The organism is Pseudomonas sp. E315 (assembly GCF_055406205.1).
Genome location: NZ_JBUZPJ010000012.1, coordinates 1 through 18319 on the forward strand (window position 1 = coordinate 1; position 18319 = coordinate 18319).

15 protein-coding genes and 1 pseudogene are annotated in these 18319 nt (G+C 53.9%); 6 read left to right on the forward strand and 10 right to left on the reverse strand.

From position 1 onward, the window contains the following. The 4 genes and pseudogenes from ACZRJQ_RS16410 to ACZRJQ_RS16425 all read right to left on the reverse strand — a co-directional run. Positions 1 to 555 (reverse strand): annotated as a pseudogene (locus tag ACZRJQ_RS16410) (hypothetical protein); the annotation flags it as partial. Positions 556 to 566: 11 nt separating this feature from the next. Continuing rightward, positions 567 to 1820: a tyrosine-type recombinase/integrase gene (locus tag ACZRJQ_RS16415; protein WP_463979377.1), complete on the reverse strand. Its 1254-nt coding sequence runs from the start codon at positions 1818 to 1820 to the stop codon at positions 567 to 569. 292 nt (positions 1821 to 2112) lie between these two features. Further along, positions 2113 to 2691 carry a hypothetical protein gene (locus ACZRJQ_RS16420; protein WP_463979378.1) on the reverse strand — a complete coding sequence of 193 codons (579 nt, stop codon included), beginning with the start codon at positions 2689 to 2691 and terminating at the stop codon, positions 2113 to 2115. 109 nt (positions 2692 to 2800) lie between these two features. Further along, entirely contained in the window at positions 2801 to 3718 is a 918-nt protein-coding gene (locus ACZRJQ_RS16425) for a LysR substrate-binding domain-containing protein (RefSeq protein ID WP_463979379.1), read from the reverse strand. A 154-nt stretch (positions 3719 to 3872) separates the two neighbouring features. Between ACZRJQ_RS16425 and ACZRJQ_RS16430 the strand changes: the two genes are divergently transcribed. Both ACZRJQ_RS16430 and ACZRJQ_RS16435 read left to right on the forward strand, forming a co-directional pair. Continuing rightward, the gene (locus ACZRJQ_RS16430; protein ID WP_463979380.1) at positions 3873 to 5174 is read left to right on the forward strand and encodes an NAD(P)/FAD-dependent oxidoreductase; all 1302 of its coding nucleotides are present in this window, start codon (positions 3873 to 3875) and stop codon (positions 5172 to 5174) included. Between the two features lie 50 nt (positions 5175 to 5224). Further along, positions 5225 to 6313: a polyamine ABC transporter substrate-binding protein gene (locus ACZRJQ_RS16435; protein ID WP_463979381.1), complete on the forward strand. Its 1089-nt coding sequence runs from the start codon at positions 5225 to 5227 to the stop codon at positions 6311 to 6313. Between the two features lie 2 nt (positions 6314 to 6315). Here the strand turns inward: ACZRJQ_RS16435 and ACZRJQ_RS16440 are convergent, their stop codons facing one another. Both ACZRJQ_RS16440 and ACZRJQ_RS16445 read right to left on the reverse strand, forming a co-directional pair. Continuing rightward, positions 6316 to 7227, reverse strand: coding sequence for a site-specific integrase (locus ACZRJQ_RS16440; RefSeq protein WP_463979513.1), 912 nt, complete (start codon positions 7225 to 7227; stop codon positions 6316 to 6318). Between the two features lie 120 nt (positions 7228 to 7347). Beyond that, entirely contained in the window at positions 7348 to 7995 is a 648-nt protein-coding gene (locus ACZRJQ_RS16445) for a LysE family translocator (RefSeq protein ID WP_463979382.1), read from the reverse strand. Positions 7996 to 8140: 145 nt separating this feature from the next. On the opposite strand from ACZRJQ_RS16445, the gene ACZRJQ_RS16450 reads away from it, so the two are divergent. Continuing rightward, a complete protein-coding gene (locus tag ACZRJQ_RS16450; RefSeq protein WP_463979383.1) occupies positions 8141 to 9535 on the forward strand; it encodes an aminotransferase-like domain-containing protein in 1395 nt (464 codons plus the stop codon). Here ACZRJQ_RS16450 and ACZRJQ_RS16455 read toward each other — a convergent pair. After that, positions 9532 to 10167, reverse strand: a complete 636-nt coding sequence (locus ACZRJQ_RS16455) for a response regulator transcription factor (protein WP_463979384.1) — start codon at positions 10165 to 10167, stop codon at positions 9532 to 9534. The two genes, ACZRJQ_RS16450 and ACZRJQ_RS16455, sit on opposite strands and share 4 nt — an antisense overlap. Positions 10168 to 10170: 3 nt before the next feature. Then, positions 10171 to 11985 carry a PAS domain-containing sensor histidine kinase gene (locus tag ACZRJQ_RS16460; protein ID WP_463979385.1) on the reverse strand — a complete coding sequence of 605 codons (1815 nt, stop codon included), beginning with the start codon at positions 11983 to 11985 and terminating at the stop codon, positions 10171 to 10173. A 179-nt stretch (positions 11986 to 12164) separates the two neighbouring features. On the opposite strand from ACZRJQ_RS16460, the gene ACZRJQ_RS16465 reads away from it, so the two are divergent. Together ACZRJQ_RS16465 and ACZRJQ_RS16470 are read left to right on the forward strand one after the other, a co-directional pair. Then, positions 12165 to 13787 (forward strand): acyl-CoA synthetase, encoded by a 1623-nt coding sequence (locus ACZRJQ_RS16465; RefSeq protein WP_463979386.1) that lies wholly within the window; start codon positions 12165 to 12167, stop codon positions 13785 to 13787. A gap of 47 nt (positions 13788 to 13834) precedes the next feature. After that, positions 13835 to 15607: an acyl-CoA dehydrogenase C-terminal domain-containing protein gene (locus ACZRJQ_RS16470; RefSeq protein WP_463979387.1), complete on the forward strand. Its 1773-nt coding sequence runs from the start codon at positions 13835 to 13837 to the stop codon at positions 15605 to 15607. 62 nt (positions 15608 to 15669) lie between these two features. On the opposite strand, the gene ACZRJQ_RS16475 is transcribed toward ACZRJQ_RS16470, so the two are convergent. Together ACZRJQ_RS16475 and ACZRJQ_RS16480 are read right to left on the reverse strand one after the other, a co-directional pair. After that, entirely contained in the window at positions 15670 to 15966 is a 297-nt protein-coding gene (locus tag ACZRJQ_RS16475; RefSeq protein ID WP_463979388.1) for a putative quinol monooxygenase, read from the reverse strand. A gap of 9 nt (positions 15967 to 15975) precedes the next feature. Continuing rightward, positions 15976 to 16233, reverse strand: coding sequence for a DUF465 domain-containing protein (locus tag ACZRJQ_RS16480; RefSeq protein WP_463979389.1), 258 nt, complete (start codon positions 16231 to 16233; stop codon positions 15976 to 15978). Between the two features lie 536 nt (positions 16234 to 16769). Here ACZRJQ_RS16480 and bcsE point away from each other — a divergent pair. Beyond that, on the forward strand, positions 16770 to 18314 hold the full coding sequence (bcsE, locus tag ACZRJQ_RS16485; RefSeq protein ID WP_463979390.1) for a cellulose biosynthesis protein BcsE: 1545 nt from the start codon (positions 16770 to 16772) through the stop codon (positions 18312 to 18314). Positions 18315 to 18319 lie beyond the last annotated feature (5 nt).

Consider the following 18319-nt stretch of genomic DNA (forward strand, 5'->3'; position numbering starts at 1 on the left):
ACAATCTCTTGGGCGTTCACTTGCGTTCCCCCGAGCGCTGAATGACAGAGGAAGTGTAGCCAAGACCGCAGAAAAGTTATTTCGAGAACAGCACACTAGATATGTTTCTTTGTCAAAGCCCAATACTCCTCGATTAAGGCCCCAGCGATAAAACGTTCTAAAAAAAATAGTGCTTTCGCGAAATTGCGCCCAAGTACTTATGGTCGTGACCACCTCTAGCCGCGTCCAAGGAAACTTGGCTGAGATATCGCTCTCAGCTAGTCGCCCGAACACTCCGGATGCTTTGAATGCCGTTACCGGTGCATACTTTTCCAGTGCATAGGCCACGAACGCTTTGGCGATTTGCATAAGGTTAGGATTCAGGTGGAGCGCAGCCCAATCTATCTTCATAGCCGTTCCGCCGTCGTACCACGTCCAAACGCTCAATCGAGTATCGACGTACCTTGGCTGGTCATTAGTGCGAGTTCGAATCGCAACCTGAGCCGGGCCCTCGAACACGTAGGCCGGAAAAGAGGAGGAGGGTGAAGCGTGTTCTTGATCGGCTGAATTGGTCACAGCGAACTTCCTTAACTGTCGAGTCGGCTCCAGGCTGCCGAGGCACGCTGGGCGTTGTGGAGGTTGGCTGACTCGGCTAGATAACGACTTGCATAACGGCGTGGCATCGTCGAAGTGTCAGACCAACCGCAGACTCGTCGGAGTTCGTCCGTGGCCCGCTCGAGGTCATACCCACGCTTCTCGACCAGGTAAGCCAAAAAACGGTCGGCAAAGGTGTGGCGAAAGTCATGCGCGGAAAGTGTAGACAACAACCCCGGATGAGCCAGTTCAATGGTCAGAAACAGCCGATCAAGGATGTTAGACATCGCGCGGATCGACAGCGGAAGGCCTCGGTCAGAAATGAACAAATAGCGGTACAGCAATTTCATCGGTTTTCCGTCACGCAGTGGGCGTCGCTCGCTCTGAATATAGCGCTCGTAGACCTCATACAACTGTGTCGAGATACCTACGGTCCGCCCGTGTGTTTTCAGCGCAGGTTCTTCCGCGCGCGGGTCGCCGGGATCATGTTCGCGGTCATTGATGCTGACATAGGCATGCTGAGAACCCTGATTGATATCCGTGGTGTAAAGCTTCAGAAGCTCTCCGCGACGGATACCGGTCTCCAGCAGCAACTCAATCATTAGCCAATTGCGCAACTGCAGTCGTTCCGGAAACGGATTCTCCGTGGCGCCCGGGCGAATTAGTGCGCGAATGATCCGGAGTTGAGTATCTGTTAGGCTGCGGTAACAAGTGCGGTTTGGCCGAGCATTGATGATATGGCTCTCAAAGCGCCGCTCAATGACGTCGGCGACATCTGCAAATACCACCTCGATGTTAGCCAAGGTGGTTGAGTTTTGACGGGCGCGCGGGATGTAACGGGTGACACACCAGGACAGGTATTGCTTCAGCAATTGCAGGTACTGGTCACGAGTACGCGGATTGATCTGCGGAAAAGGTGCCGTTGCAGCTGTGCCGATTCGGGCGACCAGATTATCGGCCTGACGGCCGCTTTGGAGCCAAATCGCGTAACCATCCAACAAGGCGAGAATCGCCTCAAAGTGACAGGCCAAGATGGCCTCATCGATATCCAGATCGCGGGTTTTGGCATAGGTGTAGAAAGCCTGGATCGCACGCAGGTGTGCTGCGGCGGTGTTGTATGCACGATGCCTGAGCTTGAGCTGGACGTAGATGAATGGGACTAGCTTGGGCAATGGCGCCGCCTGACCATCCTGCACAAGCAGCGGTACACGCTGACCAGAAGCGTAACGGCACTGAATCAGATTCATCGGCGGCCACCTCACTCAAGGACTCGCCATGAACACGAAGGACATGGCCCGTTGAGAGATTGGACGTCAGAAGCGGGTTTGTCGAATCAGTACCTTATGAACCTCATGAACATTTCTGACATAGCATCTGGTTTAACATAATATACATTATGCGTAATTGTTGCTGGGTGTGTCGGCGTGAGTTGGGGGCAAATCAATAGCTGTTTCAAGTTGTGCTGAGCCCGCATGGGCTAGCCACTTTCGACTTTATATCTGTCTCAAGTGGCTAACGCCACAGTGCGATCTTTGGATGTCAGCTTTTACTTGGGAACACCAGCACCGTGCTCTGTGTAAAAACTTTACCGTCAATCTCAATGGTGGTTGTTTTAGTAATGCTCATCTTGTTGTGTAAATGGCCGGACGTGCTTGCTTTATCACGACGCAACAGACCATCCGTAAGAATATTGATGCCCAGCGCACCGCCTAGCAAACTGATCAATCCTGTAAGCAAGCTGATGACCTGAGCCAGTATGTCCACCGTGGGCTCAGAGATGTCGCGAATCAAGGCTTCTTCATCAGGGGGTGTTGAACAATCCCGGTTGCGCACTGTGTCTGCTTGGCACTGTGTTCGCCATGAGTTCATTAGGTTTTCGGCAATAGTCCCAGCTATCATTTGTTGCTGATTTTTGTAACTGTTAAAGGCGTACCACGATGCCGCGCCCGGGACTATTGAGATAACGACTAGCATCAAGCCCAGCAGTACATGCTTACGAGCCACTGTTTGTATCGTGAACGTTTTGTCGGAGCGAATGGCACGATAAATTAGCCCTGTGAAAACTACCCATGCCAAGAGTCCAGTGCCGCAATATGTCCAAAAATCATTTATATCCATGCCAGTCCCAGCTGTTCATAGTGGTGCTCTAGAGAGCCTTTGTTAAATACCATGATTTATATATAACTAAACTAAATGCCTGTTTAGTTTAGTTATATATAAAGCAAATTTAGTTTCTTTTTTTGTGCGCATTAAAGTTGCTATAACCCTTCCCTAATTGCGCCTGTTGCTTAAACCACTGCACGATTAACGAGCTGTCAGCATTAGAGTTGGCTGACGGCTGTAAGCACAGCGAGTAGTTGCCTCCCGTCTTCAACGGTTGACCAAAGGGCACAACTAGTACGCCTCGGTGGATTGACTCTTCGGCTAACGTCAGGTCAGTCATAGCCACCCCCAGTCCACGGGCTGCGGCGTCCAGTGCTAGCTCATCCAGGTTGAAAGGTATATGTCTGTAGTTTTCCAGCGCCCTGCCCCCATTAGCGGCTAACCAATCGACCCAGGCTTGTTTGTCTGCTGATCGATGCAGTAAAGGCACGTGTACGAGATCCTCCATCGAATTCAGTGGCCCCATGCCCGGCGCGCACACGGGCACCAATGCTTCGTCAAATAATGCCAGGCACGCGGGATCATCACTGGCTACAGGTAAATAGAGGATGTAGGCGTCACTGTCACTGGCAGGTTCGACCTCCTCAGTGGCTACCGTCTCGATAGACAGCGAAACGTCAGGGTGATGGCGGTAAAAATCACTTAATTTTGGTAGCAGCCAGCGCACTGCTAACGACACGTGCATGCGTATACGAAAAGGACGCTTGTGTGGTGAGAGCTGATTTTCGAGGTTTTTCAATTGCTCAAGGATGGTGCGAGCGCTGCTGAGCACCTGTTGGCCCTGTGCTGTCAGGCACACATTACGGCTGTTCCTGACCAGCAAAGGCACTCCGAAATGCCCCTCCAGTTGCTGGATTTTGCGGCTTACAGCGCTTTGGGTCAGGCACAATTTTGGGGCCGCCGCTGTAAAACTGCCAGCATCGGCAACCTCCACTAACGCTTGCATGGCTTGAAGATTAGGCACGTGGCGGACTTTATCCATGCGTTTTGCACATAGCTCAATGACTTAATAGCGTTGGTTATATCACTTGGTACAGCTTAGATTCCACACACAGCGCCTGCGTCTATAAAAATCCTATGCCAATCGTGCATGTATTAGCGCATTTTGCGGCAGACAACCATCAACGAGGTGATGCGTGAACAATGAATGTGGCTGGATCAGCCTCGCTGGAACGTCTCCCAATCGTGAATCGTTAAAAAAGACTGAAAAAACCGACTGGTTGATTGTGGGTGCGGGTATTACCGGTTTGTGTGCAGCGCATTCGCTTGCGCAGATGCACCCAGAGGCACGCATTGTGATTGTTGACCGCCAGCGCGCAGCGCAAGGTGCATCAGGACGCAATTCCGGGTTTGTGGTCGCGCACGAAAACCCGAGCGACGCCGAGTTGTTTGGCAGCTCAGGTTTTACTGACTTTGAAGTGGACACTTCTATTTCAGTGGCTGCCACCGAGGAAGTCCGCCAGCGCATTGAACAACACAGCATTGAATGCGAATACAGAGACTCAGGCTACTTTTTCGCTGTTAATGACCCGCGCAAGTTGACCCATGTGGAGGCAAAACTCAAAACGCTTCAGGCTGTGGGGGCCTCTGCTCATTTTCTGCAAGGCCAGGCGCTGGCCAGAAAACTGGGCACCGAGCATTACCATTCGGCTATTTGGTGCGGTAACGGCAATGCCCTGCTCCAGCCTGCCAAATATGTAAAAGGTTTGCTCGACGCGTTGCCAGCCAATGTGACGCTTTACGAGAACACTGAAATCACGGGGTATGAGCGCCTTGGCGGCGGCCGAATACGGGCCAAAGGAATCAACGCCAGCCTTGAGGCAAAACACATGTTGGTGTGTCTGAATGCGTTTATTCCGCGTGCCGCAATAGCCACCAGTAACACGTTTGCGATGGAACTCAGTGCCAGCCTCACCCGGCCTCTCAGTGACGAGGAATATCAGCGTATCGGCGAGGCGCAGCCCTGGGGCGTACTGTCGACCCGCCCTTTGGGTGCGACCGTGCGCTTGACTCCGGATCGCCGAGTGATGATTCGCAACACCGCAGAATATCGCACACGAGATTTGTCCGGCCTTGATCTTGAGGTCCGTCGAAAACACCATGTCCTTGGTTTGCAAAGACGTTTCCCCTGGCTTGTTGAGCAAGACATTCAATTCACCTGGACTGGCCACCTAAGCGCCTCTCGCAGCGGGCTGCCTTATTTTGCGAAGGTCGAAGACGGTGTGTTTGCGGTCGCTGGCTGCAATGGTTCTGGTGTTGCACGCGGCACATTATGGGGAAGGTTATTGGCAGAAATGGCCTCAGGAGTCAGTTCGCCTGCGTTGCAATCGGTGATAAGCAGAGCCGCTCCGGGCTGGCTCCCTCCCCGGCCCTTTTTTGACCTGGGTGCACGGGTACGCATGTGCGTCGAAGCGGTACGGGCTCGTACCGAAATCTAGGTTTTCAAACCGTATAAAAGAATAAAAACTCCTTCAAAGGGTGATCAAACATGCGAACTAACATGGTTTCTCTGGCGATATTACTTACAACCTTTTCAGCTGCCAGCAACGCAGAAGAAAGCGTCAATATTTCGAACTGGAACGGCTATATCGCCGATGACACCTTGACCACATTCACCAAAGAAACAGGGATCAAGGCCACGTATGACATTCACGACAGCAATGAGGTGCTTGAATCAAAGTTGATGACGGGCAATACCGGCTATGACGTCGTCAGCCCGTCCAACCACTTTTTGTCTCGGTTGATCAAAGCCGGTGCAATCCAGAAGCTCGACATAAATCAGCTACCGAACTGGAAAAACCTTGATCCCGTGTTAATGAAAAAACTTGAGGTCAATGATCCGGGCAATCAATACGGCTACCCTTACATGTGGGGTACGGCGGGTATTGGCTATAACGTTGAGAAGATCAAGGCGATTTTTGGTAACACGGATGTCACCCACTCCTGGAACCTGTTTTTTGACGAAGAAAACATCAAAAAGCTCAGTCAGTGTGGCGTTGCGATTATTGATAACCCTACGCAAGTGTTGCCCATCACACTCAATTACTTGGGGCTTCCCCACCATAGCCATGAGCCGGCAGATTATAAAAAAGCCGAGCAGGCTTTATTGAAAATCAGGCCTTATGTTCAATACTTCCATGCCTCCAAGTACATCAGCGATCTGGCTAACGGCAATATCTGCGCTGTGATTGGCTTTAACGGCGACGTGGTACAAGCGGCTACCAGCGCCAAAGAAGCCAAAAATGGGATCGACATTGCCTACTCGATACCGGATGAGGGCTCAACGCTGTGGCTCGACATGGTGGTTATGCCCAAAAGCGCGCCCCATCAAAAGAATGCGTATGCCTACATGAACTACCTGCTGACCCCGCAGGTAATTGCCAACATCAGCAACAGCATTCATTACGCTAACCCCAATATTGCGGCAGATGCTTTGGTCATACCTTCGGTCAAGCAAGACCCTGCGATCTATCCGCCTAAAGACGTGGTAGACAAACTGTTCACTGTCGAAGATCTGCCCCCCGCGATTGCGCGCTTAAGCACGCGGCTCTGGACCAAGCTGAAAAGTAATACCTAGCCCTACAACAAAAAGCGATCCGTCACGTTGCGCCTTTCATTGTCATCGCGCATGTCATAACTGACAGTGGTGGCAATGTTGGCGTGATGCGCCAGCTTTTGCGCAATCGACACGTCGTACTCTTCAATGACGCGGGTGATGAACGAGCGGCGAAAATCGTGCGGCATGATATTCACGCCCACCTGTTTGCCCCGCTGCTTGGCGATGTAATAAATGGCGTGTTTAGTGATGCGCTCTCGGGTGATGTGGTTGCCACGGCGAATTCGGTTAAATAAAAACTCATCGTCACTCACACCTTCTGGCAGGTTCGCGCGGCGAAAGGCTAGCCACGCTTCAAGTTTCTCAAATGCCCAAGCGGGGGCGAACTTGATCAGTTCTTTATTGCCTTTTCCCAGCACACGCAGACTGCGATCAACGGTATTGATTTGCTGCAAATCCATGTTGACTGACTCAGATTTGCGCATGCCTGAACCATACAGAATCGCAATAATGGCCGCATCCCTCAGCCCTTGCGGCCGAGGGTCAGCTGCGCACACTTCCATCAGCTCACGAATCAGTGTGCGACGCAGATTACGGCCCTTGGCCAAGCGCGAGCCGCCGCCCGCCTTCACAGCTCGAACCTTCATTAAATGGTCTTGGGTGATCAGGCTTTGTTGCCATGCCTGATTCATCACCCCGCGGATGGCATTTACGTATAGCGATGAAGTGTTGGGCGCATAACCGTCTTCACGTAGCGCAGCGACCAGCGCCGTGATGTGGCCCGGTTGCAATTGATGCCACGGAAATTCGTCGATTGAAGCGTCTTCAACGCCCAACCGGTCGGCAGCGTCCTGCAATACATAACGCATTGTTTGGCGGCTTGAGGGGGCCAGCCGCTCTAGATAGAGCACCACAGGTGCCTGGATCTGATTCAGCTGGATCGTTCCAGCCTGCGTTGTTGCGGAGTCAAAAGTCGACACAACCAATCTCGATACGGGTTAAAACAAGCTCGCAATATAACCCATGCTTATACATTTGCCGTGTACTTATAGCGTTTACGTTAACGGCGCATCAAACCCTCGGGCCAGCAGCAACGCCACGCCCAGCAGCATTAACGCAGTCGCTCGCTGCAATAAAACCTGGCGTTCCGGGCTTTGCAGCACGCGCTGAATCCGTTGCCCGAAGTAGCAATACAAGCAGCCGCTGGCAAACTGCAAAAGCAAAAAGGCCAGCCCCAGCACAGCAATATCCAGCGCCCGCGCCTCACTACCCTGCCCCGCAAACTGAGGGAACACGGCGCTGAACATGACGATGGTTTTAGGGTTTGAAAAACCGGTGAGCAACCCCTTGACAAAACGCCCCTTGAACCCGGTCTCCAGTGCTCGCAATGGTCTATCCAGACTAATACCGCGGCTGTTCCACTGCTTGTAAGCCAGATACAGCAGGTATGCCACCCCGATGTACTGAATCGTGCGACTGATTACCGGGTTCCCTTTGATCAGCTCAGCAAAGCCCACTGTAAAAATCAGAATGGACAGCAGGTACGCCGCGCTCGCGCCCAGTTGTACAGGCATTGAGCGCTTCAAGCCTTCCTGCATGCCAAACCCCATAAGTAGCAGCGTCATAGGGCCGGGGCTGAATGTCATGGTTGCGCAAAACATCAAAAAATAGGCAAAAGATGCGAGTGTCAGTTGGGTCGCCATCGGCAGGTAAATCCTTGTGGTTGCGCTCGAACGTACGCAAGCGGCCACGCACTCTAGACAGTCACTATCTCGTTTGGCAGATAAAGTCCGTACAAACTTGACCGGACTTTACTGGTAGCATCACCGGCAAAGTATGAGGTCCGGCATGCGCATTCCTGATATTGATTTCCACCCTGCTGCGTCCAAGGTTGAGCAAATTGTTCAAGCCCTCAGCGTCGCCATTGACCAAGGCCTGTTAGCGCCAGCAAGCAAACTGCCATCTGCTCGTGAGATGACCGAGCACTGGTGTGTGAGCAAATTCACGCTGATCGAGGCCCTTGATCGTCTTCGCAGCCAAGGCCGGATCACTTCCAGCCAAGGGCTTGGTTATTTTGTGGCGCCACAACTCGCAAGCCCTGCAAGGGCTGCTGGCCTGGACTTACTGCCACAGGATTTGACCAGCGTTTTGCGTCGCTCAATGATTGGCGCCAGCAGCGCGATGCGACCGGGCAGCGGCCACCTGCCTGAAAGTTGGCTGGAATCGGGGCCGTTGCGCTCCAGCCTGCGTCAAGCCAGCCGCTCGCCCCAGTTACGATTGGCGGGTTATGGCGATCCGAAGGGCTATTTACCCTTGCGGGTAGCTTTACAGCAAAAGCTGTTAAGCCAAGGCCTTGATGTTTCAGTTGAGCAAATCATTACGACGGCCAATACCGTGCAAGCGCTGGACATGTTGTTGCGCTTGCGTGTTCGTCCCGGCGACTGCGTGCTGCTCGACTCGCCCTGCTATTTCAACTTTCACGCTAATTTGGCGCTACAGGGTGTGCGAGTCATTACCCTTGAGCGCACGCACCAAGGGCTTGACCTGCAAGCGCTGGAAAGCATTTTCATCGAACAGCAGCCAGCGTTGTACCTGACCACCAGCATTTTGCATAACCCGACGGGGCACTCCTTTAGCCCGAGCCAGGCTTATGGCGTGCTGGAATTGGCCAAGCGCTATAACTGCCATGTGATCGAGGATGACCTCTACGGTGACTTGCACCCCAACCCACCCCCGCGGCTGGCTGCCTTGGCAGGACTTGAACAGGTGACATACCTGAGTGGTTTTTCTAAAACGCTGAGCGCTAACGTGCGCGTCAGTTATGTGGTCGCAGCCCCACAGCTGGCCGCTAACCTTACCCAGATGAAGCTCATGTGTGGCGGTATTACCTCTGAGTTGTTCGAGCAAGTGCTGTGCTCAATCCTCAACGACGGCAGTTACCACAAACATCGTAAGCGTGTAGTGCAAGGCTTGTTGACCTCGGGCGCACGGGTCACAGGCGAGTTGCAGCGGCTGGGGTTCACGTTACGCGGCCCTTACGAAGGCGGTTTGTTTATGTGGGTAACGCTACCAGCCGGTATCGATGCCCAAGCTTTGGCGCAGCACGCACTTGAGCATGACGTGGTGCTCGCGCCCGGCACTTTGTTTGGTTTTACTCCCGAGCTGCGGCACGCCATGCGTGTGAACGTGGCCCACAGCGACAGCTCGCAGGTGATGGCCGCATTAGAACGCTTGTTGGTTTAACGCAACTTGAGCGGGTCAACCAACCCGGCCGCAATCGCCATGCCCACCAAATCGGGCAGATGTTCAGCCTGCATACGCTTCATGACACGGGCTCGGTACAAGTCGATAGTTTTGGGGCTGACGGCCAGCAGTTCTGCAATTTCCCGGGTGGTATAGCCTTTGACCAGCGGCAGCAACACGTCTTGCTCACGCGGGGTCAGGCTCTGTAAACGGGCTGACAATTGCGTCAGCTCAAGGCTAGTGGTTTGTTGTGCATTGCCCTGGTGCAAGGCTTGTTGAACGCTGTCGAGCAGCATCTGCTGGTTGTAAGGTTTTTCGATAAAGTCATGGGCACCCGCTTTGAAGGCACGTACCACGATAGGTACATCAGCGTGCCCGCTGACAAAAATCACCGGCATGCTTATGCCCCGCTCTTGCAGTGCAAGTTGAACGTTAAGCCCGCCCATCGTCGGCATGCGAATGTCTAGGACAACACAAGCATTGAGCGTCGGATCGCATGCTTGCAAAAAAGCCTGCCCGCTGGTGAATGGCAAAGCATTAAGTCCCACTGATTCCAGTAACCAAACCGTTGACTCCAACATCCCTTGGTCGTCATCCACCACATACACCACGTGCTGCGCAGGAGTTGTCATTGTTTAAGCGCCTTGTTTTTGTTGTTGTGTGAGTGATCCCATCATTGGCAGCCTGCAAGTCAGCAACAAACCCTCGGCCTGCCTACAGGCATCCAGCTCCCCAGCAAAGCCTTCAATAATGCTACGGCTCATCGACAAGCCCAGCCCCAGCCCATCAGGCTTACTGGTGTAAAACGGCGTAAATAATTGTTCAAACTGCTCAGCACTCACACCCGGCCCTTGGTCTTGCACGCTGATGTGCAGCCAATGCGCGTCGTGGCTCTGCACGCGCAGTGTGATTGACGAAGGCTGCTGCAGATGCTGCTCACGATTGGCATCAATCGCATTGCGCAGCAAATTGAGCAAGACCTGCTCCAGCAACACTCGGTCAGCGAACACTAACGGCAAAATATCCGGCACATCTTGCTCAATCGTTACCTGCTGCTCTCGAGCTTCCCATGCGCACAAACTCACCGCCTGAGCGGCTATTTCGCGCACATCCAGCGCTTGCAGTGTGCGCCGGCCTTTGCGCAGAAATCCCCGCAAGCGCTTGATGACCTCTGAAGCATGATTGGCATGCAGGTTTATCCGCTCCAGCCCTTGAGCCACTCGTTCACGAGCCTGTGGGTTATCGCCCAAGGTTTGCAAATAGCGCTGGCTGGCATTGGCGTAGTTCACCACTGCGGCCAGCGGCTGATTGATCTCATGGGCGATGCCTGATGCCAACTCACCCAAGGTAATCAAGCGCGCGGTATGCGCCATTTCGTCCTGATGGTGCCGCTGTTGAGCCTCACGCAATTCGCGTTCGCGCATATCACGGGCTACCAAAGAGAAAAAGCGTTCACCCGAGCTAGAGCGATGCGCCAACAACAGTAATTGCACCGGTACCGAAGGTTGCGCGTTCAATGGCAATAGGCGGGTCTCGGTGCTCCATAAACCGTTAAGTTCAGCGCTGCGCCAGCCAAGGGATTTGAGCCGCTCAAGGTCTTTCGGACTTAAAAAAGCCTCAAGACATGGCATGGGTGCAGTGGGCGTGAGCCCAAGTATTCGGCGCCCCGCCGGGTTCAGATAAGACACGCCCCCCGCCGGATCAATAAACAGCACGGGGTCAGGATTAGCCTCAACCACATCGGCCAAACGCCGCTTGTTCTCTTCAGCTTGAACTCGTGCCGTGATATCGCGCGACACACTCACCACCTCAACCACCGCGCCAGTATAGGTTTCGCGAATCGCCCGGCTGGCGGTTTCAAACCACAAGTAATGCCCGGCGTGATGGCGAATGCGGTAGGTCATGGTGTGATAGCCATCGAGCTCTAACGCGTCGCTAGCCGGGCGCAGCACATGGGCCAGATCATGAGGGTGAAACAAGTGTTGAGCGCGGGTGCCGGTCAAATCTTCGGGCCAATAGCCAAGCAAGGTCCAAGAGGCCGGAGAAGCATCCAGAAAGCGCCCGTCCGGGGTATGGCGCGAGATCAGGTCGGTGGGGTTTTCAGTAATCAATCGATACAGGCGCCGTGCTTTGGCTGCCTCGCGGGCCGCCAGCAATTGGGCGCTGGCTTCACGCCCTCTGGCCAGCACGCACTGATTGTCAGGGTCAGGAATCAGCGTCCAGAGCCACAGCTGCTGATCACATTGGGCTTCAACCTTCTCAATCGCCCTTTGTTGTTGCAAGCAAGCGCGAACCAACTCAGGCGCATTGGCGGGCAACCAATCTTGCACATGGCTCAACGGTTTGCCCGCCAGCAGTTCCAACAAAGCCTGATTAGCCTGTAAAGGCTTTCCTTGCGCGTTGAGCACTACACTGGGTTGAGGGTCAAAGGTCATCAAAGCAAGTGCCATTGGGTGTCCTGAGTCTGAGTCGCGCTTTAGCATATAGAACAAATACTATATTGCTTAGGTATTACTTCCATATCAAACAACGAGTGAGCTATAAAGCAAGCCGGACATAAAACTGCACCCTTTGCTTTCGGCAAAGTGGGCAGCCATAGAGCTAACAATCAGCCACCGGAATGACCATCATGTCTATTTTTGAGCAAGGCCTCGGGCCTGCTGCTGTCAACCATATTGCCCTGTCACCTCTGAGCTTTATCGAGCGTACCGCCAGCGTTTACCCGGATTACCCTGCGATCATCCACGGGTCTATTCGCCGCAACTGGGCGCAGACCTATGAGCGCTGCCGGCGTTTGGCCTCTGCCCTGGCAGGGCGTGGTATCGGTAAAAACGATACGGTCGCCGTGATGCTGCCCAACATCCCGGCCATGCTCGAAGTGCATTTCGGTGTGCCCATGATTGGGGCCGTGCTCAATGCCCTTAATGTGCGACTGGATGCCGAAGCCATTGCATTTATGCTGGCTCACGGCGAAGCCAAGGTACTGATTGCTGATCGCGAATTCTATGACGTGATCCACACCGCCGTCGCCATGCTTGATCATCCTCCGTTGATTATTGATGTGGACGACCCCGAATACGGCGAAGGTCAGCAAGTCAGCGCATTGGATTACGAAGCGCTTTTGGCCGAGGGTGACCCTGCTTTTGAATGGCAATGGCCTGCCGATGAGTGGCAAGCGATCGCGCTCAACTACACCTCCGGCACCACCGGCAACCCTAAAGGCGTGGTGTACCACCATCGCGGGGCTTACCTCAATTCGTTGGGCAACCAAATGGTCTGGGCCATTGGTAATCACCCGGTGTATTTGTGGACCTTGCCCATGTTCCACTGCAACGGTTGGTGCTACCCGTGGATCATTACCGCATTGGCCGGGGTGCATGTATTTCTGCGTCGAGTAGACCCGCAGAAGATCCTCAACCTGATTCGCGAACATCAAGTGACGCATCTGTGCGGTGCCCCTATCGTGCTCAATGCGTTGGTCAACATGCCGCAGGCTGCCAAGGCCGCCATTGACCACCCGGTGCATGCGATGGTCGCAGGCGCTGCGCCGCCAGCCAAAGTTATAGGTGCCGTTGAGGAAATGGGCATCAAGGTCACCCACGTTTACGGCCTTACGGAAGTGTATGGCCCTGTGACCATCTGCGCCTGGCACGACAAGTGGGACGAACAGCCACTGGCTGAGCGCGCACAAATCAAGTCACGCCAAGGCGTGCGTTACCCCACCCTCGAAGGGGTAATGGTTGCTGACCCCAAAACCATGAAGCCCACCCCCCGTGACGGCGAAACGATGGGTGAAATTTTCATGCGCGGCAACACTGTGATGAAGGGCTACCTGAAAAACCCGAGCGCAACAGCTGAGGCCTTTGAAGGTGGCTGGTTTCACACTGGGGATTTAGCCGTGTGCCATCCCGATGGATATGTCGAGATTCGTGATCGTCTCAAAGACATCATTATTTCTGGCGGAGAGAACATCTCAACCATCGAAGTCGAGGGTGTGCTGTACCGCCATCCCGGTATTCTGGAAGCCGCTGTAGTCGCCCGCCCGGACGAAAAATGGGGCGAAACGCCCTGTGCATTCGTCACGCTCAAAGTCGATCATCAGCACACCCGCGAACAAGAAATCATTGCCTTTTGCCGTGAGCACCTGGCCGGGTTCAAAGTGCCACGCACCGTGGTATTTACCCTGCTGCCCAAGACCTCAACGGGCAAAGTCCAGAAATACGTGCTGCGCGACATGGCCAAAGCGCTGTAAATGCCCGCAAGTGCGTTCTTATTGAAGTGCAATAACGAGGTTTTGTGATGCCTGAATTCAACGCTCCGCTTCGCGACATGCGTTTTGTACTGCACGAAGTGTTTGAAGCCCCTGCCCTTTGGGCACGATTGCCTGCATTGGCTGGCCATGTCGATGCAGATACCGCCGATGCAATTCTTGAGGAGGCGGCCAAAGTCACCAGCCAGCTCATTGCCCCGCTTAACCGCAGCGGCGACGAGCAAGGCGCGCAATGGCACGCGGGCAACGTCACCACACCCGATGGCTTTAAATCGGCATACGCCACTTACATAGAAGGTGGCTGGGTCGGCTTATCGGGTAACCCCGAGTTTGGTGGCTTGGGCATGCCCAAAATGCTCGCGGTGCAGTTCGAAGAAATGCTCTATGGCGCCAACTCTAGCTTCGCCTTGTATTCAGCCCTGAGCGCCGGGGCTTGCTTGGCGATTGACGCCCACGCCAGCGAAACCTTGAAGCGCACCTACTTGCCTGCGCTGTATGAAGGGCGATGGGCGGGGTCAATGTGTTTGACCGAAGCCCATGCGGGCACTGATTTGGGGATTATCCGTACCCGTGCTGAACCGCAGGCTGATGGCAGTTTCTCCATCAGCGGCAGCAAAATATTCATCACTGGCGGCGATCAAGACCTAACTGAAAACATCATTCATCTGGTGCTGGCCAAGCTCCCCGACGCGCCAGCGGGCCCTAAGGGCATTTCGCTGTTCTTGGTGCCCAAGGCTCTGGTCAATGAAGATGGCTCCCTCGGCGTGGCGAACTCTGTTAGTTGTGGCTCAATCGAGCACAAAATGGGAATCAAGGCTTCGGCCACGTGCGTGATGAATTTCGATGGTGCCCGAGGCTGGCTGATCGGCGAGGCTAACAAAGGATTGGCGGCGATGTTCACCATGATGAACTACGAGCGCCTGTCGATTGGTATTCAGGGCATTGGCTGCGCTGAAGCTTCATACCAGAATGCACGCACCTATGCCCGTGAGCGCTTGCAAAGTCGGGCGCCAACGGGGGTTGTGGCTATCGATAAAATCGCGGACCCGATCATTGTTCATCCCGATGTGCGCCGCATGTTGTTGAGCATCAAGGCCATGACTGAAGGGGGTCGTGCTTTCGCCAGCTACGTGGGGCAACAATTGGACTTGGCCAAATTCTCTCAAGACCCACACGAGCAGCAGGACGCCAGCGCTTTGGTAGCCCTGCTCACCCCCGTGGCCAAAGCATTTTTTACCGACACCGGGTTCGACAGTTGCGTGCTTGGGCAGCAAGTATTCGGCGGGCATGGCTATATCCGCGAATGGGGGCAAGAACAGTTAGTGCGCGACGTGCGCATCGCGCAAATTTACGAGGGCACCAACGGCATTCAGGCATTGGATCTGCTGGGGCGTAAAGTGATTGCGAATTCGGGCACAAGCTTGCGCGTGTTTACGGCCCAAGTTCGCGCCTTTGCCCAACAGCCTGACAAACCTTACGCCACACAGTTGCTGGAGACCGTGCAGCGGCTAGAAGACTTGAGTGACTGGCTGCAAGCACGAGCCAAGCTCAACCCCAATGAAATCGGTGCGGCCTCGGTGGAGTATCTGCATCTGTTTGGTTATGTGGCATACGCTTATTTGTGGGCACGCATGGCCGATGTGGCGCAACGTTCGCTAGACGCTGATCCTGACTTTTACAGGGCCAAGCTGGCAACGGCCTCGTTTTACTTCGCCCGCTTGCTACCTCGAACCTTAAGCCTGGAGCAGTCGATTCGTGCCGGTAGCGAACCGTTGTTTGAGCTAGATGCCACGCATTTTTAAACCTTTCATAAAAACGGCGGCCTTTTGGGCCGCCGCGTAATCCACACACGCTATGCAGCCCGTTAAATACTCAGTGCATCCAGTACGAGTACCTCGCGATGCTCCAGCAAATCACCGACTGCTTCAGCCATCGCTCGATAATGCGGAGTGCTTTTATGGTGCTCAATCGCCTCCTTATTTGCCCAGCCTTCGATAAACACGAAGCGCTCTGGGTTGGCTTGGTCTACGTGCAAATCATAAAAATGACAACCTGCTTCGGCACGTGAGGGTTGCACGCAAGCCCGTAAGGCTTTCTCAAGTGCAGCGCCTTTGCCCGGCTTGGCGAGCAACGTGGCAACAATTTTTATTTCTTCAGACATTCGGGCTTCCTACAGGCTCGCGGCACTTTGCGATTTGAGCAATAAACGGGCAATTTCGTCTTTTACCAATAGTCGCTTCTCTTTGAGCTTCAATAACTGCTCATCCGAAACGCCAATTGCGTCGTTGGCCTCAGCCTTAACCACATCCTGGTCAGCCTGATCGTACTTTCTGAACAGCGCATCAAGATGATGATCTTGTTTGCGACGCTCGCTGGCGTTCTCTTTGCTGATACCCAAGTCCTGAAGCAGGTCATGTTTAACTGGCATATCTGCACCTCATTTACGCTTGCGTTAAAAAGTCAGGCTCTGATCGCAAGCCTGGTCGAAAAAAGGAGGCTTTGTCCTTGTACTCCCCTAAGCAATAGCACGCATTAACTCACTCAGAAAGCCAAGAGTGCTTTTAACCTTGGCCGGGGTAATTTTGTAAGGCGCGGGTCGCTGATTCGATGCAGCAGATCTGGCTTTAGCATCAGGAGTGCCAATTTAATGACTTGAGCCAGCAAAACAGCATTTTTTTGACAAATTAAGCTTTTTATCGTGGCTGATGCCCATTTCTCAGTGATAGGATGCTCAACATCCGACGTTTAAAGCGCCAACACAGTTGATACCTGAGGTGGAACAGAACAAGGAAGAGATTGAAATATCGCCTATGCTCTTTCAGTAACGCCTGAAATGTCATTTGTTTGACGTCAGATTGCGGGCACACCACCAATGCCAGCCCATCTGACTACCTGCAAAGTAGGGCTGCACTTGAGCGTATTGGATATTTTTAACCCCTAAGTATCCCAGGAGGGACGTTTCGCTTGGCTCATATCACTTTGGCCATCCACGGATTGCTCGACCAACAAATTGTGTTACGTGCAGGCGGCTTGTATTGGGTTACGGTCGACCAAGCTGCTGACGCAAAACTGCTCGCTAACCAGTTTATTGAAGCGATTCCAGAGCGTGTGCCCGCCACGCTGATCTCTTGTGCGAACACCCCGCAAAGCCTCATCAGCCGCCTTGCTCCTGACCGCGGCCCTGCAAAACTGCGTCTTTACGAAATCCCCAAGCGCGTTGTCAGATCGGCTCTGGAAACCCTGACACGGGAACTGAGTCGGGCCGGTGTTGCCCCCTCCAGCCAGATTTTGTTGGTATTGCCAACTGATAGCTGGGGCGACGCCGCTACCGCTAAACATCTGCAACGCTGGTGCGAGCGGATGCGCGTCTGGTTAGCCGAGCGCCAAGCAACCCTGCTGGTGATCGCACACGGCGAAGCCCTGCCCTTGCATCCCGAGTTATTGCAGCTCAACGAAACCCTTTCCGGCTTGAGTCGGCTGTACCGCCATAACGGGGATATTCGTTATCAACTGCATTTTTGGCACAACGAGTTGGGGGTGACGGCCGGGCAGGAGTTCAAGCTATCGGTGCAGAGCCAAGGGTTGACCTTGATCCCGAAAACAACGGTGGATACCCAGCCGCGAGTCGCTGACGACCAGCATGTGTACCTGGCTGAGCGCTCGGTACTTGAGGGCTCGCCTTCTTTATCCAAACATTGGTATTTGTTTGAAAACCGTCAGGCGTTACTCGAAGAGGCACAATCCGCTCATGCCGCGACCGTCGTGGTGGGCATCGACAACAGCTATCAATTGCTTGAGCTTGCGCAGCAGCTGCACGACTTACGTGAAAAATGCGGCCCGGCACTGAAAATCGTAGTGCGCGAAATGGAGCCTGCCGTGCGCTATCGCGATGAGCGTTTGTTGCTGGCCTGTGGCGCCAACCTGATTGTGCCTGATGGCACTCTGCTCTCACGTTTTTTGAGCATGATTGAAAGTGTTCAAGGCCAGCTCTGGCAATACAGCCAAAACAGTGACTTTGAAACCCTATTGCAGCGCCAGCGTCCGCCGCAAGTGCGTGGGCTGGTCAGCCCTCAAGTGTTCTTCGACACCCTTGAGCAGGTTTACAACGACAGCTCGGGCGAAGTGACTCATCAGTTGCTCAAGTTTCAACCGGTTCAAGGGCTCAGTGACGAGTTGTACTTAAACCAAATGTGCCTGCGCCGCTTTGGAGATATCGCCTGTCTGGTCAACGGTGAACTGTATTTGTTCTTGTTTGCTTGCCGTGCCGATGGGCTTGAACCTGCGCTGGGCAATATTTGCCGCCTGCCTTGGCGAGACTTATTCAGTCATCGGCAAATACTGTCAGGTTTGAGCGACTTATCTGAAGACGCCTTCATGCACGCACTGCCTGCCCCCCAGCATTTGCACATTCCGATTGAGCACACCGTCACCGAACCGCTGACCCCAGGCAATCACCCTCCGTTAACACCGCAAAGAATCACTTTGCCTGTCAGTGAGCTCACAACATGACGTTC

Coding starts and splice junctions, on each gene's coding strand:
- ACZRJQ_RS16425 (WP_463979379.1), bottom strand. CDS start 3,718: ATGGATAAAGTCCGCCACGTGCCTAATCTTCAAGCCATGCAAGCGTTA.
- ACZRJQ_RS16450 (WP_463979383.1), top strand. CDS start 8,141: ATGCGCATTCCTGATATTGATTTCCACCCTGCTGCGTCCAAGGTTGAG.
- ACZRJQ_RS16465 (WP_463979386.1), top strand. CDS start 12,165: ATGTCTATTTTTGAGCAAGGCCTCGGGCCTGCTGCTGTCAACCATATT.
- ACZRJQ_RS16480 (WP_463979389.1), bottom strand. CDS start 16,233: ATGCCAGTTAAACATGACCTGCTTCAGGACTTGGGTATCAGCAAAGAG.
- ACZRJQ_RS16470 (WP_463979387.1), top strand. CDS start 13,835: ATGCCTGAATTCAACGCTCCGCTTCGCGACATGCGTTTTGTACTGCAC.
- ACZRJQ_RS16460 (WP_463979385.1), bottom strand. CDS start 11,985: ATGGCACTTGCTTTGATGACCTTTGACCCTCAACCCAGTGTAGTGCTC.
- ACZRJQ_RS16455 (WP_463979384.1), bottom strand. CDS start 10,167: ATGACAACTCCTGCGCAGCACGTGGTGTATGTGGTGGATGACGACCAA.
- ACZRJQ_RS16415 (WP_463979377.1), bottom strand. CDS start 1,820: ATGAATCTGATTCAGTGCCGTTACGCTTCTGGTCAGCGTGTACCGCTG.
- ACZRJQ_RS16435 (WP_463979381.1), top strand. CDS start 5,225: ATGCGAACTAACATGGTTTCTCTGGCGATATTACTTACAACCTTTTCA.
- ACZRJQ_RS16420 (WP_463979378.1), bottom strand. CDS start 2,691: ATGGATATAAATGATTTTTGGACATATTGCGGCACTGGACTCTTGGCA.
- ACZRJQ_RS16475 (WP_463979388.1), bottom strand. CDS start 15,966: ATGTCTGAAGAAATAAAAATTGTTGCCACGTTGCTCGCCAAGCCGGGC.
- ACZRJQ_RS16445 (WP_463979382.1), bottom strand. CDS start 7,995: ATGGCGACCCAACTGACACTCGCATCTTTTGCCTATTTTTTGATGTTT.